The following is a 25,049-nucleotide window of genomic DNA, read 5'->3' as shown; positions in this document are numbered from 1 at the left end:
CGTCGCCTCCCTCGTTACTTCAAGCCCAGCAGATCAGGCGTATTGCGATGAATGATATCTTCGATGACCTGCTCCGGAATTCGCGGCAGCTTGGTCCCTTCGGTCAGATCGTTGATCGCCCGAAAACGCTCGATCGTCTGTGCGGTCGTGAAGAACGGATAATCGGAGCCGAACAGAATTTTGTGCGTCACGCCGTATTCCACCGCAAGCACCATCGCATTGTAGAACTGCCACGGACGGGTGCCTAGGGCGGATATATCCATGAACATCGCCGGATTTTTGCGGACGACGGCTATGCATTCGTCCGTCCAAGGGTGACCCATGTGGGCGATAATCATCTTCAGATTCGGGAATGCTCTTGCAATTGGATCGAGCATAGCCGGGCGCGATGCGTCGAGATATCCTTCCGGTACGAACGACGTGCCCTGATGCCATAAGATCGGCAGCTTCAGCTCATCCGCCTTCGCGTATAGCTCATAATGCTCCTTGCTGTCCGGGTAAAAATTTTGATAGATCGGCCCCAGCTTCAATCCGGACAAGCCGTACTCCTTGATCGCCGCTTCGAGAATGCCCGCTGCGTTATCGCGATTCGGGTCGACGCTGGCGAAGCCGAACAGCCTTCCGGGCTTCTTCGACACATAATCGGCGACGTATTCATTCGGCACGTTCATTCCCGTTGCCGGACCGTCGAAGGCGAGCACGATTGCGCCGTCGATATCCTTGATGTTCTCCTCGTGCTGCTCCGGCAAAGCCAGCATCTCGGTATGCTCGCCCCAGGCGCGCTTCGCTGCCGCCAAGGTGGGACCGCCGAAGTGGCCGGGTCCGAACAAATGCGTGTGGCAATCGAAAATCATGCGTAATCTCTCCTTCTCAGACGAAATGAATACCCGATGCGTATGGCATAGGCACGGGAACAGAGCTTGAACGATAGAGTTGCCTGCCAATTCGGCCGGCAGCTGCGGTTCCGGATCGAACAAGAGCGTCGTCAGCTCATCCGCATGAAGAGAATACGCGATGCCGTCAACCGTCAGTTCGACCGCTCCTTCCTCGCCGGTATTCGCATCGGCGAGGCTGATCCTTGACGCCAACTCTTTGTTCCGCTCGAATAAATAAGGTTGAAGCCGCTCCCACAGCCTCATCGGATTCACAATTTTGACCGTGCCGGAATTCGTCGTCGGCTCATACGATGCCGGTTCAAGCGCCGATTGCAGAGCCTTCTCCTGCCAAGGAACGAACAAGCCCAGCTCCGAGAGCGAATTCTCTCGAACGGCGCACGCGAGTATCAAGGCTGCGGCCTCCGCCTCGCCCGCCCACTCGATAACGCGCGGCTGAGACCCCGTCTCCCATTGCGCCTTCACGGCGACAATCGCAAAAGCAATCGCGGTGCCAGCTTCCTCGGCGACATAAATGCGATGCTTAAGCTTGTAAATGCTCGCAATAGCTTCCGCCCGGGTGAGCGTCGCCAGCTCGTACATGCTCCGGCGGTAACGAACGGGATTCGCCTCGTCCAGTTCATTCAGCATGAACCAGTCGCTCTCGCGAGCCTCCCGGACGATCAGCTTCCTGTTCGACGATTTATGTTCGATTCGAGCTGCGGTCTCGGGCTTAAGCGAGTATTCTCGCATAGCCCCGAATCTTCTGCAGCCGTTTCTAAGGTAAATGTCCAGTTCACCCGAAACTAGCAGCATAGTGCCGCCCGACTTTTCAATGTGGCTGAAAGCTTCGTTCTGCATCGCTCCCGCATAACCTCTGCCCCTGAAGTCGGGATGCGTGCAAACGGCACCAAGCGAGAATATAGGAACTCTTGACGGCCCGATCTGCAGCACGCTGGGAACGAGCCCTGCGAAGGCAACCAGCTTATCTTCCTCATACACTCCGATCGAGCTTTCGTAGCTCCCCGAGAAGATGGACGGAAACGCAACCGCCATCGAGGACTGCTCCTTGTCGCGAAATACGAAATCGGCCAAAGCAGCCGCTTCCTTGCAGTCGTCCTTGCTTACGAAACGAATCTCTGCCATACGCATATAGCCTCCACTAATGTCAGCTCTCAAGCAGCTCCTTGCGAAGCTCCTTCGGCAACAAAAAATCGAAATCACATCCGAGGTTCGCCTGAAGCACCCTCTCGTGGAACAGCAAGCCGTAGCCCCTATCGTAATGCGGCTCCGGCGCCACCCACGACTTGCGCCGTTCAGCGAGCTCCTCCGGAGAGACCTTAAGCTCCAGCTTCCGCGAGGCGATGTCCAGCTCAATCTCGTCCCCGTCCTTAACGAGCGCCAGATTGCCGCCGACCGCCGCTTCCGGCGCGGCGTGTACGATCAGCGCCCCGTACGATGTGCCGCTGATTCTCGCGTCGGAAATGCGCACCATATCCCGCACTCCTTTCACCAGCAGCTTCTGCGGAATCGGAATTTGCCCGATTTCCGGCATCGCCGGCGCTCCCTTCGGTCCCGCATTCTTCAACACGAGCACGCTGTTCTCGTCCACGTCCAGCTCCGGATCGTCGATCCGAGCGTTCAGATCCGCCGGGCTCTCGAACACGACCGCGCGTCCCGTATGCTTTTTCAGCTGCGGCGACACCGCCGTCTGCTTGATCAGCGCGCCGTCCGGCGCGAGATTGCCGCGCAGCACCGCGATGCCTCCCTGGCTGTCGAGCGGCTCCGCCATCGTGCGGATAACGTCGCGATCCAGTGTCCGCGCGTTCGCGAGGTTTTCCGTCACCGTCATGCCGGTAACAGTCAGACAGTCGCCGTGCAGCAGCGGCTCAAGCTCCTTCATGAGCGCGGGCACGCCGCCCGCCTCGAAATATTCTTCCATCTGGTACTTCCCGGACGGACGCAAGTTCAAGATAAACGGCGTCTCGGCGCTGATCGCATCGAACTTCTCCAGCGGCAGCTTCCTGCCGAGCCGTTGGGAAATCGCGACGAGATGGATGATAGCGTTCGTCGAACCGCCGCTCGCCATCGTGACGCGAATCGCGTTCTCCAGCGCTTCGGCGGTCATAATGTCGCGAGGGCGAATATCCCTCCGCACAAGCTCGACGATCTGCTTGCCGGTCCGCTCCGAGATGTGACGACGGCGGCTGTCCGGCGCGGGAATGGCCGCGCACCCCGGCAGCGCCATCCCGATCGCTTCCGCAATCGACGCCATCGTACTCGCCGTCCCCATCACCATGCAATGCCCGTCGCTGCGGCAGATGGCGTTCTCTGCCACAGCCAGCTCTTCATCGGTAATGTTGCCGGCCTTGTGCTCAAGCGTAAATCCGTAGCAATCGGTACATGCGCCGAGGCTGCGGCCGCCGAGACGGCCGTTCAGCATCGGGCCTCCCGTCAGCACGATTGCCGGAATGTTCGCGCTCGCCGCCGCCATCAGCTGGGCGGGAACCGTCTTGTCGCAGCCGCCGATCAGCACGACGCCGTCAATCGGGTGCGCCTTCATCATCTCCTCGGTGTCCATCGCCATCAAATTGCGGAGCAGCATCGTCGTCGGCTTGACGTAAGGCTCGCCAATAGAGATGGTCGGGAACTCCATCGGCACGCCGCCCGCCTGCCAGACGCCTCGCTTGACGTAGTCGACCAGCTCGTTAAAGTGCGAATGGCATTTGTTCAGCTCGCTGAACGTATTGCAAATGCCGATGACCGGCTTGCGGATATCTTCCTCTGTGTACCCCATCGATTTCGTGAACGAACGATGAATGAACCCCCACAAATCCTTCTCTTGAAAGTACGCCTCGCTTTTCAGCTTGGCTGCGCCTGTCTTGACTTCCTTGACCTCGCCCGCCTCTTCCCGCTTCGCGTCGCTCACGGTAAGCCCTCCTTACAGAACCCCGTATTTGTCGTACACTTGGCGAAGCGTCCGGCCCTCCAGAAGCTCGTCTCTCGTATGGTTCTCCCTCGTCGCCTTGTTCAAGGCCAGCGAGAACACCTCTTCGGCCAGCTCGCTAGGAATGACGACGATGCCGTCGCGATCGCCGAAGATGATGTCGCCCGGACGAACGAGCACGCCGCCGCATTTTACGGGAATATCGTAATCGATCACGAGACCTCGGCCTTGGGAATCGACCGGCTTCGTGCCTGTGGCGAATACAGGAAAGCCTAGCTCCAGAATCTTCTTCGTGTCCCGGATCAAGCCGTCCACGATCGCGCCGCGCGCGCCGCGCACCTTCGATGCCGTCGAGAGCAGCTCTCCCCACAGTCCGTTCTGCTTCGATTCGTTCGTACAGCCGATAACGACCTCGCCCGGCTTCACGCTGTCCACCGCCTCGATCTCTTTGGCATAAGGATCTTCGGGAAGATAATGAACGTCGACCGACAAAATCGTCTTCGCCCTGCCTGCCACCACCCAATTGGGATCGATCGGGTTGATCTTCTCGCTCATAACTTGATTGCGGTAGCCAAGCTCGTCCAGCGTATCCGAAATGACAGCCGTATAGAGAGTTTCGCACAGCCGGTCAAACCATTGTTGATCGTTCATAAGAAGATTCCTCCGTCTATAGTTAGTATGATTCGCAATGGAATGAATCAGAGAAAATTGAAATCGGACGGATCGGCTTCCATTAGTCTTTAACGAGCACGGGCATTCCGGCATACGCCGACTGATAGGCTTTAAGCGCGACCTCCGTCGATCGGAGGCCGTCTACTCCCGTCACCGGCACTTCCGTGCCTTCGAGCAGAGCGCGGACGAAGGCTTCCAGCATGAGCGCGTTCATGTCGTCTCCCCAGAAGGACCACTCGCCCTTGCCGGATTTCCGGCTATAAACGTTGTTCTTCTGGTTGAAGGCATCAATGGAGATAACTCCCCTCGTCCCGATAACTTCCATCGTTACATCCCCCCATGTAGGGAAGCCGGGATTGCGCGACCAGCTTGGATCGATCACTCCATATACTCCATTGGCGAACGTGATGTGCACCATTCCGGAATCGTCGATCGTCCGCGTCCCCTCCGGATCGAACATCGTATCCGCGTAAGCATATACCGTCTCGACAAGCGAGCCCGTGAACCAATTCATCAAATCCATCACATGGACGGTATGATCGAGAACGGCTCCGCCACCGGACAGTGCTCGGTCGGCAAACCAGGCCGGGTCGGGAAAAGAACCCCGGTTCGTAGCCTTGAACGCGATAATATCGCCTATATCCCCGCGCTTGAGCGCTTCGCGCGCCCTTACGACAGGGGTGAGGAAGCGGCAAGGGAACGCCGTCATGAGCTGAACGCCTTCTTCGGCGCAGACCGAAATCATACGCTCCATTTCCTCCAAGCTGACCCCGAGCGGCTTCTCGCACAATACATGCTTGCCCATTCTGGCCGAAGCGATAGTCAGCTCCGCATGGCGGACGTTCTCCGAGCAAATCACGACCGCATCGATCGTCCGGTCGGCGAGCAGCTCCCGGTAATCGGAGAAGTAAGGAATAGAGCGGCTGGCCGCAAGCAGCTCCGATCTCTGAGGAACGTCATCGGAGATAGCCGCCACCTCGACCTGAGGCATGTCCGATAGAATATCCAAGTAATCGTAGGCATGGCTGTGGGCGAAGCTGATCATTCCTATTCTAAGCTTGGTCATGGCCGAGTCTCCCTCCTTGCATGGTTCACCGGCAACCCGGTTCGAGCCGATTCCAAGGCGGCCTCCGCCCAGCGTATCGCCTCAAGAGCATCCAACGCGGATACGATCGGCTCCTTCCGCTAGCGAAGCATTCCAGAAAATGCGCGATCTCTTCATAATAAGGATCTTTCAGCAGCACGCTTTGAGGCGTCTCGACGAAGCCGTCCGCCGAATTCCCCGACTGCGACCTCAGAACCCGCAAGCTTTCCGCGTCCGAGCTGTCCCCCCGTACGATTCCGTCCGCGCCCGCGTACTCGAAAGAGGTATGGAACGGGCCCGGATATCCCCAGAACGCTTCTAGCTGCGCGATCGTGCCGTTCCGGAATCGGAAGGTGGCGGAAGCGTAGTCCAGCTCCTCGGACAGATGGTTGAACGCATAGACCTCGCTGACTTCGCCGAAGGCTCCCAATATATAGTCGATATCGTGGATCATCAAATCGAGAATGACGCCCCCGCTTTTGTTCGGATCCTTGAACCAGGGCTGAACCTGCCCCGGATGAGCGCCCGCGCGCTTCGCATGATAGACGCCTCCCCGAACGCCGCCAAAACGAGTCGCGGACTCGGTCAATTGCCGGTAAGAAGGGAAAAAACGGACGACATGTCCAACGAACAGCCTCACTCCGCGCTGCTCGCAATATTGAATGGCTTCCTCCGCTTCAACCGCCGATAAAGCCAGCGGCTTCTCGCAAATGACGTGCACTCCATTGTCCGCAGCCAGCTTCACAATCGGCAAATGGAGAAACGTCGGAACCGTAATGCTGACCACATCCGGCTTTTCCGAATCGAACATTTGTTGCACGTCCGTATAAAATCCGGCTCCGGTGAGCTTTCCAAGCACGGACGCCGACCGCTCGTTCACATCGCAAACGCCAACCAGCTCGACATCCGGCATGGACGCGTAGCGCTCGGCATGGATAGTTCCCATTCCCCCGCAGCCAATGACCGATGCTTTAACCAAGTTGTTTTTCCGCTCCTTCCGTCCATGGCGTCATGCGCCCAAACTAAAATTTTGAAATTTACCCTTTGACCGCGCCTGCCGACAGTCCTTTGACGAAAAACCTCTGGAAGCTGACAAACAGCACTATTATCGGAAGAAGCGTCAGCATAATGCCTCCGAACAGCAAGCTTAGATCGCTCATGCTGCGACCGGCAAAAAACTTGTACAAGCTGATGCTGACCGTCGGATGATCCGCGGAATTCAGCAGAACGAGCGGCAGTTGAAGATCGTTCCATACCGAGATGAACTGCACGATAATGAGCGACGCCGTCACCGGCAAAATAAGTGGCAAAATGATTTGGAAAAAGGTTCGTGCCGGAGAGCAGCCGTCGAGATAGGCGGATTCTTCGAGCTCATAGGGAATCGCCCGCATAAAGCCGCTGTACATGAAGATGCAGAACGGCGAAAGCATGGCGCCGTACATAAGGGACATGCCCAGAATCGAATTTTGCAAATGCAAATCTCTCATCAGAAGAACGACTGGAATAAGAGCGGATTGGATCGGAATCAGAATGCACGCCGTGTACACCCAGTACATCGTGCTGAAGAACGGGTGCTTGATGCGGGATACGGCGTAAGCGGCGAGCGCTCCCAAACCGACTGCGATGAACATGGCAAGAGCGCCTATGGAGAAGGTCGTTCCGTAAGATTTGATCAGGTCCATTTTCTCGAATGCGTTAATCATATTATCGAAGCCTACTTCGAAGGTCGGGAAAGCAAGCGGATGCTTTACGATCTCCGGGTGCGGCTTGAAGGCGTTAATAATGACCAAATAAAGCGGAATGGAGACGATCAGAGCGAGGAGAATGACACCAGCTCGAACAACAGATTTCGCGTCTTTTTCATTCGCCCATCGTCCCCCTTTCGAATTTTCTGGACAGCGCAATGAAGAAGAAGGTAACGACGAGCGCGATCAGCGTCAAAATGAACGAAGCCGACAGCCCTTGGGACAGCTCGGTCGAGGAGAAGGCGTAACGGTAGATTTTGACCGACAGCGTCTCGCTCGCCCCGGCCGGCCCTCCGCCGTAAGCGCGAATGGGAGATCGAAGATACGCAGCCCGTTGGCAAGACCGATCAAGACGTTCACCGTTATGCCCGGCGCGATCATCGGCAAGGTTAGATGAATAAAGGTTTTCCACTTGCCCGCGCCGTCGATCATCATCGCTTCCCGCATCTCATGAGGGACGCCTTGCAGGGCAGCCAAATAAATAATAAGAATAGGTCCCACATCTGCCACACGGTGATGAAGATAATCGTATAGACGACATAATCGGGAGAATCCAGCCATAGGATGGAGCTGCCGCTGCCGAACAGTTCAACCATGGCTTTGTTGAGAAGCCCTGTATTGCTATCCAGAATGTATCTCCACACGAAAGCGGCGACGACAGTCGGAATGACGTTCGGAATGTAGAAAAGCGCCCGGAGCAAGCTTTTGGTTTTCAACGATTGATCGAGCAGTATGGCAAAAAGAAGACGAAAAAGTTGGCGAGTACGGCCGTGAGAACCCCGATGAATAGGGTCCGCTTAAGGGCGTCGGTAAAGCCTTCGTCTGAGAATATGTCCTTATAGTTGGAAAAGCCGACGAAATGGTATCCGCCGATTCCGGTCCAGTCGGTCAAGCTGTAAAACACCGATTGCAAAATCGGATAAACCATAAATACAAAGATGATGATCGTAATCGGGGCCATGAAGAATATCCCCGTCGAATATGCCTTCCTTTGCATAGATACCCCCTCGGTGACTTCAATTCGTCGATACAGCCGGTTCCTTCGCAGGGAACCGACTGTACCGGGCTGGGAGTGCGGTTTAGCTCGACTTTGTCTTGTTGTAGGCGGTAATGAATTTATCGATGGATTTGTCCGCATCGCCCTTGAACGTATACTCTTGCGCGGCGTTGCCGAGTGCGATCCAGGTCGGACTTGGAACAGGCCCCGTATTGGCGAAGGAGATGACGCGGTCCGTATTCAGCCAGTTCGGAACGTCGGTGTAGGACTCGTCCAGTTCTCCGACTCCCGGCATAGCCGAGAAGGAGCCTTTCGCTTTCTGAATTTTGGCGTAGGTCTCTTTGCTGAACAGCCAGTTGAGGAACGTCTTGACCTCTTCGGGATGCTTGCTCTTGGCGTTGGCTGCCATGCCGTCCTCAGGTACGAAGATATAAGCATTCTGCTCTTCAGGCGCATAAGGCATATTCATGAAGCCGAGCTTCAGATCCGGATTCAGCTTGTGCAGCGTACCGGATTCCCACGTTCCGCTGAACAGAACGGCTACGTTCCCTTCGGCGAACGCTTGCTGTGCGAAGGAGCCGTCATTGGTGAAGCTGCCTGTGCGAACGTAAGCGTTTAATTGCTTGAACCGCTCCAGACCTTCCTTCAGCATGCTGCGATATTCCGGCTTGCTCCAATCTACCGTGTTGGACAGATAAGCTTCCTTGAACGCCGGATCTTTGACCGCATAGTCGCCGAACGTCCAATGAAGCACGTTGCCGATCGCCGTCTCGTCTTTGCCGCCGTATGCGAACAAGTCTTTGCCCTTGGCTTTCAGCTTCTCGCCAAGATCCATGAACTCCTCCCAGGTTTTCGGAGGCTCGTTGTACCCGACTTCAGCAAGCAGCTCCTTGTTGTAAGCGAGGCCGAGCACGCCTACCCCAAGGTGAACAGTCCCGTCTTGCCGCTCTTGGTCTTGGTCGCGGCTTGAATCGAACTGGAATAGTTGGCGATCGATTCGAACGAGCTCAGGTCGGTAATGTAACCTGCCTCGTCCGCCAATGTGGTCGTTACGTGTCCGATATTGATATGGAACATATCCGGAACGTCGCCAGAGGAGATCCGGGTTCTAAGAGCGTCGAAGATGCCGCTGTCCGGAAGGGATTCCGCTTTGATCTTAATATTGGGATGAGAGCTTTCGAACTCTTTGATCAAATCCTCATGAATGCCCCCGAAGAGCGAAGCGCCGAACAGCATGGACAGCTCTACCGTTTCGCCGGAACCCGAGGCCCCTGAGCTTGCCGGGCTCTCGCTTGCGTTCCCGGAGCTCTTAGGAGAATCGTTTCCTCCGCAAGCGGACAAAATTCCAATAATAAGCGTCAATACCAATCCCAAAGCAGCGAATTTCATGTTTCTCATAGCAAATTTCCTCCCGGATGTCGTTTTGCTTTCAAAAAACAAGATGCTTCTTCCAGCGCTTCTCTTTATCTGACACGATAACCGACCGCCACCCCTCCATTCTTAAACAACGTTTGTAATGTTAATCATGATTTTAGAGGCGTTTGTCCGAGATGTCAATCCCTTTTGTTTTGATATGTTAGATTTGGTGACATGATCTAATAAATCTTTACCATTTAGTGATTTGATTGCGTTTTCTTATGTATCGCAAGCTTGGAACAGGCTGGAAAACAGAATGTAACTTGCCAGTCATCCAAGAATCAAATACAATGTAAGTAGGCTGAAGCAACTATTTTGGCCTCGTCTCTATCATTAAACATCGTTTTAAATGGAGGTTCCTAGTGTGATCGATACGTCCAAAAAATATACCGTCCCTTCACTGGAGAAGGCGCTCGCTATCATCGAGACTTTAGCCGAGCTCGACCATCCTCTTGGCGTGTCCGAGCTGTGCAAGCTGGTAGGCGTTCCGAAGACCAGTGCATTCTTTATTCTCAATACGCTGGATCAGCACCGCTACATCCATAAGACCGAGGACGGAAAGTACACGCTCGGCAATCGCTTCATTAATTTGGGACAGAGCATTCTGAGCAAGATGGATATTCGCCAACAGGCCAAGCCTTTCATGGAGGAGCTGTCGCGCGAGACGCGATTCACCGTCCATCTTGCTATTCTGGACCAAGGGGAAGCGTTATATTTGGAAAAGGTGGAAAGTTCTACGTTCGTGAAATTTTCCACCTACATCGGCCAACGTTGGCCGCTTCACATATCGGGGGTAGGGAAGGCGTTGGCCAGCCATTTAAGCGAAGAGGAGCTGGATCGGATCATCGAGGAGAAGGGCCTTCCGGCGAAGACGGACAATACGGTATCTTCGGCAAGAGAATTCAAGGCGATCCTCGCTACCGCTCGCGAGCAAGGCTTTGCCGTGGAGGACGAGGAAGGCGAGGTCGGCATTCGCTGCATCGGCTCCTCTATCTTCGGACACAACGGCCAGCAGTTGGGCGCTATCAGCATTACGGCGCTGCGAAGCGAGCTGCCTATCCAGGACATCCAGAACGTCGGAGAGAAGGTTAAGGAGGCGGCGCTCAAAATATCCAAGCATTTGGGCTACCAGCCTTCGGGAAAATGAATGTACCGCCAAGCAAAGAGCAAGCGATCCGCGGGTCTCCCTCCGCCAATCGCTTGCTCTTTTGACTTCAACCTTGCTTGTAGATGTGCGGATTTTGCTTGCGGCAAGCTTCCATGACTTCCAGCTGGCGGCGCACCTGCAGCGGCGTAATTTCCAGCGGCGCCCCCTCCACAAGAGTCCGGTACAGCATCAGATACACCTGTTCGGTCGTTCCTTCGAATACGGTTCGTCCCTCCGTCGATTCAAGCTCCCAGCTTTCCTCATGCCATACAAGCGTCTCGCTGCAATAAGCGGGCAGCCCGTTCGCATTGAGCAGAGGGCCGCGAGTCAATTGCTGCTCCGGTGCTTCCTCGGGCTTGAAGTATTTCCACTCCAGCCGCTCTCCGTCGCCGCACAAGCCGCCATTCGTTCCTTGTACGACAAACGGAGCGGCGCTATAGACGCTGCAGGACGAGATCTCGATGTCGATCGTTGGCCGTCCTTCCCCTTTGAGCAGCAGCTTGACGTAATCTTCCGCGTCTCCGAACGTATTCGCCCGGTCCATCACGCAGACAACCTCCGGAGAGATGTCTGTCCCGAACAGCTGAAGCGCCTGATCGACCGGATGCGGCCCCGTGTTCAGCAGGTTGCCTCCGTTGTTCTCCTGAAGCGTCTGCCAGTCCCATCTGCGCGCGAAACCGTTGATGCAAAGATCGATCTGCACGATTCGACCGAGCACGCCGGAATCGATTACTTTGCGCAACTGAACGAAAGCCGGCGCGTAACGGGAATTCTGAAAGACGGCAAGCAGCTTGCCCGTTCGCTCCGAAGCTTCGATCAGGCGGTCGACCTCCTCTACCGTCTTCGCAAGAGGCTTCTCACACAGCACGTTGAAGCCCCTGTTAAGCAGCTCAAGCGAAATGCCGAAATGCCTGTCGCTCGGCGATGCGTTAACGACCAGATCCAGCTCCTCCCGCTCGGTCATCTCTTCCCAAGTCCCATAAGCGGAGCAGCCGTATTCGCTCTTCGCCAGCTCCTGCCGCTCCGGTATGGAGTCCGCCACTGCGGCAATCCGGTACTTCTCTCCCAACTTATTCAGCAAGCTCCCGTGAATATCGCGGCCGCTGCGGCCTTGTCCGATGATGCCGACCTTGAGTTGCTTTGTCATAAGTGAGTACGCTCCATTCGTTTGCGTTGTAGTGTAGAGGGATTGCACAGGTTATGGCGGCAAAACCGAAGATGGCATAGAAAGCTCATTGTTGAGCGATCGTCAGAGCCGAACGACCTCGCCGCTCTCGCGGCTCTCGTTGGCCGCTTCGATAAAGCGTACGATTTCCAGCGACAAGGAAGGCCGGACAGGGGCCGGAGCTCCGCCGGCCATGGTCAGCAAGTGCTTCAATAACCGCTCGTTGCCCGCATTGTAAGAGTCTCCGAGCGCATTGACGCCGACGCTCCCCCTCTCGCGGTGCAGAACGGCATAAAAGTCGGGATTGCCCTCCCGAATGCCGCGAATCGTGCCGATTCTCCCGTCCTCCCACACGCCGACGACGGATTCATGCCCCTCCGTCCGAGTAGCCCGGACCGTCCTGCAGCCTTCTCCAAGAGCGGCATACAGCATCTCTGCGGCATGGATTCCGTACCAGAAGAAGCCCGGCTGCGTAGGCTCCAGCTCAAGCGGTCCGCTGCAGTCCGCTCCGACGACCGAGCCGTGCCGATCATCCCCTAACGCTTCCAGCAACGGACCTCCGAATCGAAGCATCGAACAGGTGAAAAAGCGGCTCCCGCTCCGTTCAGCCAGCTCCACGATTTCCTTCGCATCGGCTGACGAGGTCGCGAAGGGCTTGTCGATAAATATCGGCTTTCCGTAAGGGGCCAGCTTGGCGAACTGTTCCTTGTGTACCCGGCCGTCAACGGAAGTGAGCAGAATCGCATCCGAACGCCGCGCCACCTCTTCGATGGAATCAAGCATCTCGACACCCCGCTCCTCCCGAAGCGACTTCGTGATCCCCTCCATTCGGGAACGGCTAAGCTCAAAGTCGGGGGAACCTCCGGGGAAGCCGTATAACAGCCTCCCTCCCGGAACATGGTTCGGATGCGAAGGATCGTTAAGCAGTGCGGCGAAGGTGGAGCAATGCGAGGTATCGAGCCCCACCATTCCGATTTTCAATTCGGTCATTCGGGATTCCTCCCGCCGACCGTAGACGGAATTGACTCTTCTGCGGAAAACTCCGCGGTCATCCGGTTCTCAAGCGAACCGAGTCCTTCAATCTCAATCTTGACCAGATCCCCCGGCTTCAAGTAAACCTGCTTCTCCGGAGGATAGCCCATCACGACGCCTTCCGGCGTTCCCGTAAGCAGAATGTCTCCCGGCTCCAGCGTCATATAGCGAGAGACATAGCTGACCAGCTCGTCCACATGAAAGATCATGTCGGCCGTATTGGACTGCTGCCGGATTTCCCCGTTCACATATGCGCGAATTTCCAGGTCGTTCGGATTGCCGACCTCGTCCGCCGTAACGAGATAAGGACCGAGCGGCGAGAAGTCGTCGCACGACTTGCCGGTCAGCCATTGGGACGTTCTCATCTGCAAATCTCTTGCGGACAAGTCATTGACGCAGCTATAACCGAATACGTAATCGAGCGCACTCTCCTTCGTTACGTACTTGGCTCTGCTTCCGATGACGACCGCGAGCTCCGCCTCGTAGTCCACCTTGTCCGTTACGCCGGGAATCGCGACGTCCCGCTTGTTCGCAGTCAGCGTGTTGTTGAATTTATTGAACAGAATCGGGTGATCCGGAATAGGCGAGCCCGTCTCCTCCGCATGCTTGCGATAGTTGAGTCCGATACAAATGATCTTGTTAGGATGAGTGACGGAAGGCCCCCATTCCAAATCTTCCTCGCGAAGCCATACCGCACCATCCGCCGCTTGCTCGGCTTTCACCCGCAAGCGTTCCAGCAGCTCGATCGCCCGCTTGCCGCCCCGGATCGCTTCCATTACCGTCGATGGCGTGCCGGGCTCCGCCGGCCAAAGAGCGGACGCCGCTTCGACGTCCAGCACCCCCCGTTCCGTCTTCAGCCCCAAGCTCTGCCGATCTTCCTTCATGTAAGTGACTAGCTTCATGCCTTCCGTTCCTCCTCTTCGAGCGAATATCGTTGGATTAAGCGTTTTTGCCGAAGGTCGCTCCGCCGTCCACGTAGAACGGCGAGCCCATGACGAACGTCGACTCGTCCGAAGCGAGGAATACGGCCGCCTGAGCGACATCGGAAGGCCTCCCAAGATCGCCGCTTAGCTGGCGCGCCTTCAAGGAGCGATATCCGGCTTCCGGGTCTTCGTAAGATTCCTTGAGATAACGTTCAACGAACGGAGTTAGAATCGTTCCGGGAAGCAGGGCGTTCACCCTAATATGATAAGGCGCGTAATCCACCTGCATCGATTTGGTCAGAGACAGCACAGCCCCTTTGGAGGCGGCATACGGAGCTCGCTGCGCGAGGCCGATCTCGGCGATGCAGGACGACATATTGATAATCGAACCGTTCCTGCGCTCCATCATATGCGGCAGCACCGCCTTGCTCACGATATAAACGCCGATCACGTTAACCTGCAAAACCCGCTCCCATTGCGCAAGCTCCGTCTCGTGAAGCTTGCCGACCCCGCTGATTCCGGCATTGTTGAAAAGAACATCAATGCGGCCGTGAACGGCGATAATATCGGCAACCATCGCTTCGACCTTGTCAGGTTCCGTGACATTAGCTCCGTAATAGAATGCTTCCCCTCCGTTAGAACGGATCTCCGCAACCGTCTCATTCCCGTCCCGATCATTCAGATCGTTGACGATCACAACGGCGCCCTCCTCGGCAAAACGAACAGCCGTACTTCTCCCGATGCCGGAACCCGAGCCGGTTATGAGACATATTTTCCCCTGAAGCCTCAATGCCTTTCTCCTCCTTCATTCTGTTTCATTATGTTTCATATACAAAACAATGTTTATGTTTTTATATTAGTGGAATCCATCTCTATTAGTCAATCGCCATTTCGGAAAATAAGGTGCGTGATAAGACTTAACCGACAATCGTCAGCTCCCGTCCCCTCCTTGAACCCTATCGCTTTTCCGACTTACTCAACAAACAGCGTTTATCAATAGTCATCCCCGGTACATAAGCGATGCGGCAACTGTTGTTGTTCGAAGAATAATGGACATCCTAAGAAAACAAAGCTTCTGGAAATTCGTTTTGCCTTAAACTTTTTGCATATATACGCTGATCATTGACAATTGACTTTAAGTCACTTATTATTGACTCGTGATCAATTATTGAATATATGGAGGCTACATTTATGAGTCAAAAAGTCGCATTGATTACAGGGGCATCTTCCGGAATAGGCAAAGAAGCTGCAATCGAGCTAAAGAACAAGGGCTTTACGGTTTATGCAGCTGCCCGGCGCGTAGATAAAATGCAGGATCTTGCTGAAAGAGGGATTCATCCTATTGCATTGGATGTAACCGATGACGAATCCATGGTTCATTGCGTCAATAAGATTCTTAAGAAAGAACACAGAATTGACGTTCTGGTTAATAACGCAGGATATGGTTCATACGGGGCGGTTGAGGATATACCACTGGATGAAGCCCGGCGTCAAATGGAAGTTAATGTGTTCGGGCTTGCGAGAATGATCCAGCTTGTGGTGCCGAGTATGAGAAAAAATCAATTCGGGAAAATTGTTAACGTTTCTTCAATGGGAGGAAAAATTTGGACCAAATTTGGCGGCTGGTATCATGCGACAAAATTTGCGGTCGAAGGTCTTTCGGATTGCCTTCGCCTGGAATTGGAACCGTTCGGAATTGATGTCATTGTCGTGGAGCCTGGCGGAATCAAGACGGACTGGGGTATTATTGCCGCAGAGAATCTTAAAAAGGTATCTGCCAAGGGGCCGTATGCACAGGCAGCCGGCAAGGCAGCCGATGGTATGATCAAAAATTATACAGGCAATCAATTATCGAAGCCGGAGCTAATCGCGCGGACTATTGCTAAAGCAGCAACCGTTAAAAGACCCAAAACACGTTATCTTGTAGGTTTTATGGCAAAACCAATGGTATTCATGAAAAATGTTTTTGGAGATCGTGCCTACGATAAAATTATTAAAATGTTCAGCTAGGATAAGCATAGATAGTTAATCGTGGTTTTGTTTTGACTCCAAATCGATAAGGGATTACTATTAATCGAAATGGAGTGATGCGGTGTATGGCAAAACGTGCGATGACGCCTGAAGCGAAGGCTTTGAAGGCTCGGACCATTCTAGATAAAGCGGCAGAAATGTTTCTTTTATCCGAGTATGAAAAAATTAAAATGTCCGATATAGCCAAGCAGATGAGTATGTCAAACGGCATTCTATTCGTGTACTTTAAAACGAAAGAAGCCTTGTTTTTTAGTCTGTTGTGTCGGGAATATGAGAAAAGGGTTGCGCGTCTGATAGAAATAGCGAAAGATGCGCCAATCAAGAATTTTGATGACTTTAAGAATCTTGTCATGAATGAGCTTATAGAACTGGTTGATCATAATCCCCTGTATGTAAGACTGGAAGCCATGCGTACGGCGGTATTCGAAAAAAATGTAGACGCGGAAACCATGTTAAATCAGAAAATGAATCTATACAAGTTGATGACGGATTTGGTGACTATTATTTGTGAACATCATGCATTAACGCAAGAGGATGTAGTAGATATCCTGCAAGCTGAAGCATCGATTATAACGGGTTGCAAGTTATCTGCCACCTTGCCTGCGGAAGTTATAGACATTATCGAAGAGCACGGGCTGGATGGACTCAAACGCGATTTTAAGAAGGATGTCCTTGCTACAATGAACTATTATTTAGATGGATATATTAAAAATAGAAGATGAAATAATGAAAAGAGGCCGGAAGCATGGTACAAATCCAGGGAGGGACAGCCGTTGTTGCGGGAGCGACTGGGCTGGTCGGACAGGAGCTGGTCCGTATGCTTCTGGAGCATCCGTCGTACAGTCGCGTGATCGCACTTGTACGCCGAGAACTCGGCTTCTCTCATCCGAAGCTGGAGGAACGGCGCATCTCCTTCGACCGTTTGGAGGAGGAGATCGACGAACAGCTATTGCGGGACGCTGATGTTTTCTGCGCGCTTGGAACGACGATCAAGCAGGCGGGCAGCAAAGAAGATTTCCGCCGGGTTGACTATGCGTACCCGCTGGCGCTGGGGCGTGCAGCCCGTCGATATGGTGCAGCATGTTTCGTCATCGTTTCGGCGATGAGCTCGTCGGAGCGGTCAATGATGTTTTATAGTCGCGTAAAGGGAGAGGTGGAGCGAGACTTGGCAGCCCTCGGTCTGCAACGCCTTGTCGTGTTGAGGCCTTCTTTGCTGCTCGGAGACCGCACAGAAAGCCGGCCCGGAGAGAGATTGGCTATTGTGTTGTCCCGGCCTCTCGGCGCACTAATGATCGGGCCGCTTGTCAAATATAGAGCTATCGACAGTCGGGATGTCGCCTGTGCGATGATCGCGGCAGCCCGCAATGAAGGCCCCGCTCACGAAGTTCTGGAGTCGAACGAGATATCTTCTCTTGCTGCTGCCGTCCGGCGAAAGCGTCCCGTTTAGGCAGGGAACCTCCGGCGCCCAGTGATCTTGCTCTCTTATAATGCCCATTTGACTCAGTAAAAAACGGAGAAAAAAGTGAACGACACAGAACTGCATTCAGCAGTTTTGTGTCGTGTTTTTATTTAAGCATGGTTGTGTCGTTGTACAACGCTTTCGGTGTCACCTGTCTTATACGAAGCTTTGAAGCGTCGGTACGTTTCCGTTTCTCACAGCTAATCCCTTGCGACGATTTTGTGGGCTGCAACGAAACTATCCGAGAGATTATGCAGCTTCGCCGCCTCCCAAACGTTCCCTGCGAGCTATTGCAGATCGAATCGGAACGGCTGCCGGCCACGGATACCCAGATGATCGGTATCCAGCCTGAACAGCGATCCCGACAGTGGATAGGCGGAGCGTTGCGCGCCGTTCATTCCTTCGCAGGCGCTAGTCATATATAAGGCATCGCAGCTCCGGCCTCCGAAGGCGCAGCTCGACGACAAAGGCGCAGGCAGTCGGACAGCGGACAGCAGGCTGCCGTCTGCCGGATTCCAACGGGCTACGCGAGAGCCGCCCCACTGCGCCACCCATAGCATGCCTTCCAGATCGATGCACATCCCGTCCGGCACGCCTTCGAATTCGGTTGCAAGCTCGACGGCCGTTCGCCGCTCGCCGAGCGTCCCCGACAACGGATCGAACGCATAGGCGTTTACTTGCCTATATGCCGAATCGATGCCATACATTTCGCTTCCGTCCAGGCTCCAATCCAGCCCGTTCGAGCAAACGAGGCCGGATAGTTTCTCTTCCCATCCAAGCGACGGATCTATGCGATACAACCCGCCATCCGCCCGCGCGCCGTTCATGTCCATCGTTCCGGCCCATATTCCGCCATCCGGGCCGGCCTTGCCATCGTTAAACCGGACATGCTCCGGAAAATGCTCCATCCGCAAAATTTCTTCGAAATTCCCGTTAGCAGGCTCCCACAAAAACAGACTATGGTAGGCAGCAGCGATCCATCTTCCTTGCGAGGAAGGAATGAGCGTACTGATCCACTCCGGAGCGGCGACCGTCTCTACTTCTCCCGATTCCGGATGCAAGCAATGAATTCGGGCATGAATGATGTCAACCCATAATAGCCGTGCCGAACGCTCGTCCCATACCGGACCTTCCCCCAGCTCCGACTGCGGAGCCCGCACGGCCATCGGCTTCCGCTCGATAATCCCGTCCATCCTGGCTCCCCCTTTTTTACAGCGGATTCAAATAGAGCTGCAGCTTGTCCAGATCGGGAACGCAGCCGTGGCCGTTTCCTTCCGGAAGACGGACGGTCCCGTTGGCGAGACACGGCTTATCTTCGATTGGATCGTCCTCAAGGAACATAGGACCGTTCAGATCGACGGGGTCCTTGATTTGCAAATAACGGAACAAATGAGCGCTGGCGGCTAGCCCGATACTCGATTCCGTCAAGCCACCGCCAAGCAGCCCGAGCCCCGCTTCACGCGCGATTTCTCCGCAACCCTTTGCCCCTCGGAAGCCCCCCATTTTGGTTAGCTTTATGACTGCGTAGTCGCAGGCTTCCAGGCGGATCGCCTGAAGCAGATCCGAAGGTGTCCAGATGCTCTCATCCAGGGCGATCGGCACGCTCGTCTTCCGTCTCAGTTCGGCATGCCCCATGAGCTGGTTCGCTTTGAGCGGCTGCTCGAACACGTCCACCCCGATCCGCTCCATCTGTTTGGCCAGGCGAATCGCTTCCGGCAGGCTATAAGCCTGATTGGCGTCGACACGGAAAAATAAGTCCGGCGCCTCCTCCTTCACCGCTCGCAAAATATCGCCGTCCTGCAACGGATCGAGACCGATTTTTACATCCAAGCCTTTAAAGCCGTTATCCCGGGCATATGCCGCTTTCTTCTTGGCTTCGTCCGGATCGCGGGTGCTTATTAAATAGGATAGATCGATAGACGATGCGGGCGAAGCATGCCACAGCTCGGCTACTCGTTTGCCTTCGGAAGCCGCGAGCAAGTCGTGCAGGGCGATATCGATCGCCGCCTTGGCAATCGGCTGTCCGGCATTGTATCCGTTCGCAATCTCGCGGCTCATCAAACGGTCGATTTGCTGCAAATCGTTTGGATTCAGGCCTAGCAAGACCGGTTTGATGTAACGCTCCAGAGTGGTAACGACGGTCTCTATCGTTTCATAGCTCCACCTGTGGCTAGGGCGCGCTTCCCCCCAGCCGACCGAACCGTCATCGGAAGCTATCCTGACGTATACATGCGGAGCGCCCTCCGTCTTCGAACCGACCGAACCCCGGAGATCGCAAAGCTCGTCTTCATCGGCAGCTTTAAAGGAAAAATATCGATGCTCTCAATTCTCAACCTCGTTCCGCCTCCCACCGCTTAATCGGATTCCATTACGAACGCAGACTGATTCCATGCTCCGACAGATGCTCGCGCATAAAGGTGAAGACGTACACCTGGGTTGGACGGCCCCTTCCCGCCTTGCGCATCTCTCGGGGCTCCGCAAGACCGGCGTCCGCCCATTGAACCAGAAGACGGTTCGCGCTGCGAGTCGTTAAGTCCAGCAGCGCCGCCAGCTCGACTGCCGTATAGTCCAGCTTGCCGTGGCGAGATGCCGAAGCAAACAGCCGGCTTAAGTACGCAGTCGTCAATCCCGCCTCCTCCACCTTTTTCAGCAGCTCTGCATCGCGGAAGCTTAAATCGTATTGAAGCGGCTCGGACATCTCAAGCGGTCCGATGAATGTTTGATCCTCCCGCACGATAAAACAAGTGCCGCCGCCCGCATCCTTCGTGCTTCGCAGAGCGGCTCGGGCGTTCGTGCCGGCCACGTTGGCGGATAGGCCGAAGCCGATTCCGATGCTGAGCGACAGGCCGAACCGCTTCTGGGCTTGCGAAGCGAGCGAGATATATTTATATCCGCCCGTCTCTCTCTCGAACAAGCCGCGGGTCGTAAAGAACAAAAACTCATTCGGGCCGAGCGGCGTCAAATATCCGTCCAGCCGCTCGATGAAATCAAGCATCGTCCGCTGAACGTCGAGCCGCAGCTTCTGAACCTCATGCTCGGAAGCGCGGCTTCTGATGACGGAATCGAAGTTGTCGACGACAACCATCCCAACGACGATCTGCGATTCCTTGCTCCGCCTTGTTTCCGTAGAGAGCAAGGCACGCTCCAGCGCGATAACGATATCATTATCGGCCGGCTCGATATACACGCAGGGGACGCCGCTCTGCTCCAGTCGTTCGGCGACACGCCGATTGGCCGACAAGGATGCGGAGCTGCTCCCGTTGCGGTAATGACGCGCGTGAAACTCATAAATCTCCTCGATGGAAGATCGGTCCGCATCGCAAATATGGATCATGCCCGACAAGCTCGGATCGGTTCCCTTGATCATATGCCGTACCGTTTCCTCAGGGAAGGTATCCACCGTTACGCCGGCAAGGGGAAGCGAGCTCTGGACGGTCTGCATCAGCACGCGGCATATCGCCTTAAAGAAGCCCGCTCCCGATAACGGCAAGTAATGCATCGGAACGGGAGAGGGCAGCTTCTCCTTCACTAGCCGGAAAGCGTCCGGATCGGTCATGAAGAGCACTTCTACTTCGCTCAGCAGCTCCTCAGCGCAGCGGACGGTGTCCTCGTCGCATTCCGCCGGGCGGACGATTGGCCGGAACGATGGAAACGACCGCAGGACAAGGACAATGGGTTCTATAAGCTCGGGAGCTCCAACGAGACCGATCGGTATATCTTTGTTTTCGTCTGGTCGAGACGGCAAATTCAGCATGGTCACGGTTCCTCCGATAAGTAGCGGTGCACGCATTTTGTCTTCATCATAAGTCGCGCAACCGCTGCAAAGCAAACAAGGCAAAGGAAGCTATTTCTTAAAACGGCTGCCTGTTGAGCTTCTGCATAATCGCCTTGCCCGTCGGCGTCTGCGCCAACCCTCCCTTGGCCGTCTCCCGATGCTTCTCCGGCATAGCTCGCCCCACTTCAAGCATCACATCGATGACTTCATCGGACGGGATGACGCTGCGTACCCCGGCCATCGCCATATCGGCGGCAGCGAGAGCGGTCACCGCGCCGAAGCCGTTCCGAACGATGCACGGCACCTCTACCAAACCTCCGACCGGATCGCAGATAAGGCCTAACGAATTTTTCAAAGCAAGACCAGCCGCATGCATAGACTGCTCAGGGGTTCCTCCCCTCAGCTCGACCAACGCGCCCGCCGCCATCGCGACGGCGGAGCCGATCTCGGCCTGACAGCCGCCTTCCGCCCCAGAGATGAACGAACGATTCGCTATGACGTGGCCGATTGCCCCCGCGCAGAACAATCCATTGACAAGATCATCGTCCTTCCACCCGAACCGCTCCTGAGCGCTGACGAATACGCCCGGAATGACCCCGCACGAGCCGGCCGTCGGCGTCGCCACGATTCTGCCCATCGAGGCGTTGACTTCGGATACGGATAAGGCATAAGCCATGGCCTTTGCCGCATCCTGACCAACGGAAGGCTGCTCTTCCCCGGCAAAACGATTCACCCTTTTGCCGTCATTGCCGGTCAAACCGCTACGGGACGTCGTATCCTCCGATAACCCCTTGGCGACAGCTTCCTTCATAATGCCGTAATAGGACGCCATGCGGGCGATAATGACGTCTTCGCTCTCGCCGGATTCCCGCGCTTGTTCCTCGATCATGAGCCGCGAAATCGGCTTGTTCTCTGCTTGGGCCAGGGAGGCCAACTCGGACAGCGTTTTGAATCTCATTTTCGCTTCATCTCCAAGCTTATCGTTCTGACGCTTCGCATATCCGGGACGGCCGTTAATTCCGCCAGCAGCCCGTCGTTCCAATTATCGTCCAGCTCCAGAACGGTAAGCGTCTCTCCGAATCGGCCGCTTCGCTTCACTTGCATGTTAGCGATGTTCAGAGAATGGCGCGTCAGCACTGCGGAAATCGACGCCACGATGCCTTGTCGGTCAAGATGAACGAGAACTATCGTCGGATAAGCGCAGCTCATCTTCACCTCGAAGCCGTCGATTTCCTGAATCTCGATATTCCCGCCCCCTATCGAAGCGGCTGTCGCGACGACTTCCGAACGAGCCGTTCGCGCCGAGATTCGAGCCGTATTCGGATGCATCGGAACGCCTTTGCTAGGAAGCAAGTCGATAGCCATACCGAGCCGAGCCGCTTCAGCCATCGACTCGGGCAGCCCCGGATCGTCCGGGGCCAGACCGAGCAGTCCGCCGACCAACGCGAAGTCGGTGCCATGGCCGGCATACGTATCGGCGAATGAACCGAACAGCTCGATGCGGGCCGTCAGCGGCTGCTCGCCTAGCAATTGCCGGACGGCAAAGCCGATGCGCGCGGCACCGGCCGTATGCGAGCTGGACGGGCCGATCATGGCCGGACCGATAATCGAGAATACGTCCTTGAATCTCACGCCAACCACTGCGCCAGATGCTCGCTAACGAAAGCATCGTCATGCAGATGAGGATACTCTCGATATACTCGTTCGATCTCCTCCGCCTGCAGCGGCGACAGTGTCTCCTCGGGGTTCAGGCACCATATTCCGTCCAGCAGCCCCTGTCTTCGCAGCACCTCGTGGATACCTGGAATACAGCCGGCAAAGCCGTTGGCCGTATCGAAAAACACCGCATTGGTGTCCGTTACTTCGATGTTGCGCGTCAGCAGCTCCGGAGGGATCGTTCCAGTTGCGCGAACAGCTTTGATTTCCTCCAGCAGCTTAACCGCCTGCCTCGTCCAAACAGCCCAATGACCGAGCAAACCGCCGACTATTCGCAGCTCCATCGGCTCTCCATCCACCTGGAATCGATAAGGAGTAAGAAGATCCGCCACGATGTTGTCGTCATTTCCCGTGTAGAGCGCAATCTCGCCGCGCCTGCTCGAATTTGCGACGGCACGCATAACATCGATCGTCTGATACCGGTTAAAAGGCGCCATCTTGATGCCGACTACGCCGGGAATATCCGCGAGCTGTCTCCAGAAGTCGAAGCTCAGCGGGCGTCCCCCGACCGACGGCTGCAAATAGAAGCCGAATACGGGAATGACGGCGGCGACAGCCCTCGCCCTCTCTATCAAGCTCTCTTCGCTCCAATCGCGCAAGCCGCCGGTGCTGAGCAAGCCGATGTCGTATCCGAGGCTGACAGCCAGCTCCGCTTCCGCAACCGCCTGCTCGGTTGGCCCGCATATACCGGCTACCTTCAAAATCTCGTCCGATCTGCCGCTAAGCTCGACCTCTTCCGCAGCTAGACGCAGAACCGTCTCCAGCAGACCGTGCTCGCGAATTTCAAACTGGGTCGTATGGACGCCGACCGCGATGCCCCCGGCACCCGATGCGAGGTAGTACCGCGATAGCGCTCGCTGCCGCCGCTCGTCTAACGTTCGGTCTGCCTTCAGCGCAAGCGGATGGGCGGGTATGACCGTACCCTGGAATAGAATTTCCTTCTTGACCGTCGATAAAGCTGCAGCCGCCATCAGAATTTGCCTCCTCTCTCCTGAAAGTGCGTTTCCTTATTCCAAGTCGGAGCGTCTGCCGTCACCCATTCGGCGATCCAATCGATCATCTGCCGAAGCGAAACGCGCGGATAACCGAAAATTTGGTGCGAATAGGAAGCGTTGTTCAGCAGCGCATTCGACGATTCTTCTCCTTCGAACACAGGCTTGATGCCAAGACGATCGCCGAGCAAGCTTGCCGCCCAGCGAACGGATACCGTCTCGGGCCCCGTCACATTCAACAGTTCTCCGCCTACCTTGCCGATTTGCAGCGAACGAAGCGCCATTTCATTGGCATCTCCTTGCCAGATGCAATTGAAGTGACCCATCGCAAGAGGAATCGGCTTGCCCGCCTGGATCGATTTGGCCAGTTCGAGCAACACCCCGTAACGCAGGTCGATCGCGTAATTAAGCCGAATCACGGAAAGCGGAAACTGGTGCAGATGGGAAAAATGTTGAAATACCCGCTCCCTGCCGAGCGACGACTGACCGTATTCGCCTATCGGGTCGGGCGACACACTCTCGTCCGCACCGCCGGAAAGCACCGGAACAAAAGGATAGATGTTGCCCGTCGAAAAGGCCACGATGCGCGATTCCCGGTACTTCTCCGCCACGCGTCCGGGCAAATACGAATTCATGGCCCATGTGAAATGCTCCTTGCCGGTCGTACCGAACTTGTTGCCTGCCATATAAATGACGTTCTTGACATCCGGCAGCTTCTGCAGCTCCTCGTCATTCAGAAGATCGATCGCGATCGTCTCCACGCCGAGCGCTTCAAGCTCCTCGCGAAGCGTTCCGGAGGAGAAGCGCGACGCTCCGATGACCCGCTTGCTCACGCCTGCCTGCTTGATGGCGTTAATCGCGAGATTCGCCATGCTCGGCCCCATTTTTCCTCCGATTCCCAGCAGCAAAAGATCGCCGTCCAGCTCCTTCATCATGCTCACTAACGCTTCCGACGGCTCCGCCAGTTTACTTTCCAGCTCTTGCAACGTTTTCATTTGGTTATCCTCGCCTTTCTTCTTGGTGATAGCTTCATCATACTTAACGCCTTTATATAAAGACAAATCTTTAATTTGTCT

General features: G+C 55.3%; 26 protein-coding genes. 4 read left to right on the top strand and 22 right to left on the bottom strand.

Features of this window, described 5'->3' with window-relative positions; all coding sequences use genetic code 11:
- Positions 1-14: 14 nt before the first annotated feature.
- The 11 genes from D3H35_RS28555 to D3H35_RS33840 all read right to left on the bottom strand — a co-directional run bounded on the left by D3H35_RS28555 (position 15) and on the right by D3H35_RS33840 (position 9,715).
- The gene (locus D3H35_RS28555) at positions 15-2,018 is read right to left on the bottom strand and encodes a GNAT family N-acetyltransferase (RefSeq protein ID WP_158594335.1); all 2,004 of its coding nucleotides are present in this window, start codon (positions 2,016-2,018) and stop codon (positions 15-17) included.
- A 22-nt stretch (positions 2,019-2,040) separates the two neighbouring features.
- On the bottom strand, positions 2,041-3,801 hold the full coding sequence (locus tag D3H35_RS28550) for an IlvD/Edd family dehydratase (protein ID WP_233568222.1): 1,761 nt from the start codon (positions 3,799-3,801) through the stop codon (positions 2,041-2,043).
- Between the two features lie 12 nt (positions 3,802-3,813).
- Entirely contained in the window at positions 3,814-4,470 is a 657-nt protein-coding gene (locus D3H35_RS28545; protein WP_119152485.1) for an RraA family protein, read from the bottom strand.
- An 82-nt stretch (positions 4,471-4,552) separates the two neighbouring features.
- The gene (locus D3H35_RS28540) at positions 4,553-5,557 is read right to left on the bottom strand and encodes a Gfo/Idh/MocA family protein (protein ID WP_119152484.1); all 1,005 of its coding nucleotides are present in this window, start codon (positions 5,555-5,557) and stop codon (positions 4,553-4,555) included.
- 25 nt (positions 5,558-5,582) lie between these two features.
- Positions 5,583-6,554, bottom strand: coding sequence for a Gfo/Idh/MocA family protein (locus tag D3H35_RS28535; protein ID WP_233568221.1), 972 nt, complete (start codon positions 6,552-6,554; stop codon positions 5,583-5,585).
- 58 nt (positions 6,555-6,612) lie between these two features.
- Positions 6,613-7,278, bottom strand: a complete 666-nt coding sequence (locus tag D3H35_RS28530) for a carbohydrate ABC transporter permease (RefSeq protein WP_147355976.1) — start codon at positions 7,276-7,278, stop codon at positions 6,613-6,615.
- A gap of 234 nt (positions 7,279-7,512) precedes the next feature.
- On the bottom strand, positions 7,513-7,767 hold the full coding sequence (locus D3H35_RS28525; RefSeq protein WP_411675190.1) for a hypothetical protein: 255 nt from the start codon (positions 7,765-7,767) through the stop codon (positions 7,513-7,515).
- Entirely contained in the window at positions 7,752-8,036 is a 285-nt protein-coding gene (locus D3H35_RS31045) for a hypothetical protein (RefSeq protein WP_158594333.1), read from the bottom strand. Before D3H35_RS31045 ends, D3H35_RS28525 begins: the two co-directional genes overlap by 16 nt.
- The gene (locus D3H35_RS28520) at positions 8,033-8,317 is read right to left on the bottom strand and encodes a sugar ABC transporter permease (RefSeq protein WP_119152481.1); all 285 of its coding nucleotides are present in this window, start codon (positions 8,315-8,317) and stop codon (positions 8,033-8,035) included. Before D3H35_RS28520 ends, D3H35_RS31045 begins: the two co-directional genes overlap by 4 nt.
- Before the next feature lie 82 nt (positions 8,318-8,399).
- Complete coding sequence (locus D3H35_RS28515) at positions 8,400-9,230, bottom strand: ABC transporter substrate-binding protein (RefSeq protein ID WP_158594332.1); 831 nt, start codon at positions 9,228-9,230, stop codon at positions 8,400-8,402.
- 2 nt (positions 9,231-9,232) lie between these two features.
- The gene (locus D3H35_RS33840) at positions 9,233-9,715 is read right to left on the bottom strand and encodes an ABC transporter substrate-binding protein (RefSeq protein WP_119152479.1); all 483 of its coding nucleotides are present in this window, start codon (positions 9,713-9,715) and stop codon (positions 9,233-9,235) included.
- A 382-nt stretch (positions 9,716-10,097) separates the two neighbouring features.
- Here D3H35_RS33840 and D3H35_RS28505 point away from each other — a divergent pair, with 382 nt between their 5' ends.
- Positions 10,098-10,880 (top strand): IclR family transcriptional regulator, encoded by a 783-nt coding sequence (locus D3H35_RS28505; RefSeq protein WP_158594331.1) that lies wholly within the window; start codon positions 10,098-10,100, stop codon positions 10,878-10,880.
- A gap of 67 nt (positions 10,881-10,947) precedes the next feature.
- On the opposite strand, the gene D3H35_RS28500 is transcribed toward D3H35_RS28505, so the two are convergent.
- From D3H35_RS28500 to D3H35_RS28485, 4 genes are all read right to left on the bottom strand, one after another.
- Positions 10,948-12,027 carry a Gfo/Idh/MocA family protein gene (locus tag D3H35_RS28500; RefSeq protein ID WP_119152477.1) on the bottom strand — a complete coding sequence of 360 codons (1,080 nt, stop codon included), beginning with the start codon at positions 12,025-12,027 and terminating at the stop codon, positions 10,948-10,950.
- A 102-nt stretch (positions 12,028-12,129) separates the two neighbouring features.
- Positions 12,130-13,035: a Gfo/Idh/MocA family protein gene (locus tag D3H35_RS28495; RefSeq protein WP_119152476.1), complete on the bottom strand. Its 906-nt coding sequence runs from the start codon at positions 13,033-13,035 to the stop codon at positions 12,130-12,132.
- Positions 13,032-13,979, bottom strand: a complete 948-nt coding sequence (locus D3H35_RS28490; RefSeq protein WP_119152475.1) for a fumarylacetoacetate hydrolase family protein — start codon at positions 13,977-13,979, stop codon at positions 13,032-13,034. The genes D3H35_RS28495 and D3H35_RS28490 overlap by 4 nt, the downstream gene beginning before the upstream one ends.
- 37 nt (positions 13,980-14,016) lie before the next feature.
- Positions 14,017-14,790 carry an SDR family NAD(P)-dependent oxidoreductase gene (locus tag D3H35_RS28485; RefSeq protein ID WP_119152474.1) on the bottom strand — a complete coding sequence of 258 codons (774 nt, stop codon included), beginning with the start codon at positions 14,788-14,790 and terminating at the stop codon, positions 14,017-14,019.
- A 401-nt stretch (positions 14,791-15,191) separates the two neighbouring features.
- On the opposite strand from D3H35_RS28485, the gene D3H35_RS28480 reads away from it, so the two are divergent.
- From D3H35_RS28480 to D3H35_RS28470, 3 genes are all read left to right on the top strand, one after another.
- Complete coding sequence (locus D3H35_RS28480; RefSeq protein WP_119152473.1) at positions 15,192-16,010, top strand: oxidoreductase; 819 nt, start codon at positions 15,192-15,194, stop codon at positions 16,008-16,010.
- Between the two features lie 86 nt (positions 16,011-16,096).
- Entirely contained in the window at positions 16,097-16,753 is a 657-nt protein-coding gene (locus D3H35_RS28475; RefSeq protein ID WP_119152472.1) for a TetR/AcrR family transcriptional regulator, read from the top strand.
- A 23-nt stretch (positions 16,754-16,776) separates the two neighbouring features.
- Complete coding sequence (locus tag D3H35_RS28470) at positions 16,777-17,478, top strand: oxidoreductase (RefSeq protein ID WP_119152471.1); 702 nt, start codon at positions 16,777-16,779, stop codon at positions 17,476-17,478.
- A gap of 299 nt (positions 17,479-17,777) precedes the next feature.
- Here D3H35_RS28470 and D3H35_RS28465 read toward each other — a convergent pair whose 3' ends face one another.
- From D3H35_RS28465 to D3H35_RS28435, 7 genes are all read right to left on the bottom strand, one after another.
- Positions 17,778-18,683, bottom strand: coding sequence for an SMP-30/gluconolactonase/LRE family protein (locus D3H35_RS28465; protein ID WP_119152470.1), 906 nt, complete (start codon positions 18,681-18,683; stop codon positions 17,778-17,780).
- A gap of 16 nt (positions 18,684-18,699) precedes the next feature.
- On the bottom strand, positions 18,700-19,707 hold the full coding sequence (locus D3H35_RS28460; RefSeq protein ID WP_233568231.1) for a mandelate racemase/muconate lactonizing enzyme family protein: 1,008 nt from the start codon (positions 19,705-19,707) through the stop codon (positions 18,700-18,702).
- A gap of 151 nt (positions 19,708-19,858) precedes the next feature.
- A complete protein-coding gene (locus tag D3H35_RS28455) occupies positions 19,859-21,244 on the bottom strand; it encodes a helix-turn-helix domain-containing protein (protein ID WP_119152469.1) in 1,386 nt (461 codons plus the stop codon).
- A 97-nt stretch (positions 21,245-21,341) separates the two neighbouring features.
- Positions 21,342-22,223, bottom strand: coding sequence for an L-serine ammonia-lyase, iron-sulfur-dependent, subunit alpha (sdaAA, locus tag D3H35_RS28450; protein ID WP_119152468.1), 882 nt, complete (start codon positions 22,221-22,223; stop codon positions 21,342-21,344).
- The gene (gene sdaAB, locus D3H35_RS28445) at positions 22,220-22,897 is read right to left on the bottom strand and encodes an L-serine ammonia-lyase, iron-sulfur-dependent subunit beta (RefSeq protein WP_119152573.1); all 678 of its coding nucleotides are present in this window, start codon (positions 22,895-22,897) and stop codon (positions 22,220-22,222) included. Before sdaAB ends, sdaAA begins: the two co-directional genes overlap by 4 nt.
- Entirely contained in the window at positions 22,894-23,952 is a 1,059-nt protein-coding gene (locus D3H35_RS28440; protein ID WP_119152467.1) for a dihydrodipicolinate synthase family protein, read from the bottom strand. Before D3H35_RS28440 ends, sdaAB begins: the two co-directional genes overlap by 4 nt.
- Positions 23,952-24,968, bottom strand: a complete 1,017-nt coding sequence (locus D3H35_RS28435; RefSeq protein ID WP_119152466.1) for an NAD-dependent epimerase/dehydratase family protein — start codon at positions 24,966-24,968, stop codon at positions 23,952-23,954. Before D3H35_RS28435 ends, D3H35_RS28440 begins: the two co-directional genes overlap by 1 nt.
- Positions 24,969-25,049: the final 81 nt, after the last annotated feature.

The organism is Cohnella faecalis, assembly GCF_003570905.1.
Classification (GTDB): Bacteria; Bacillota; Bacilli; order Paenibacillales; family Paenibacillaceae; genus Cohnella; species Cohnella faecalis.
The sequence above is the reverse complement of the archived record's forward strand: the minus strand, read 5'-3'. Positions and strand labels throughout refer to the sequence as shown.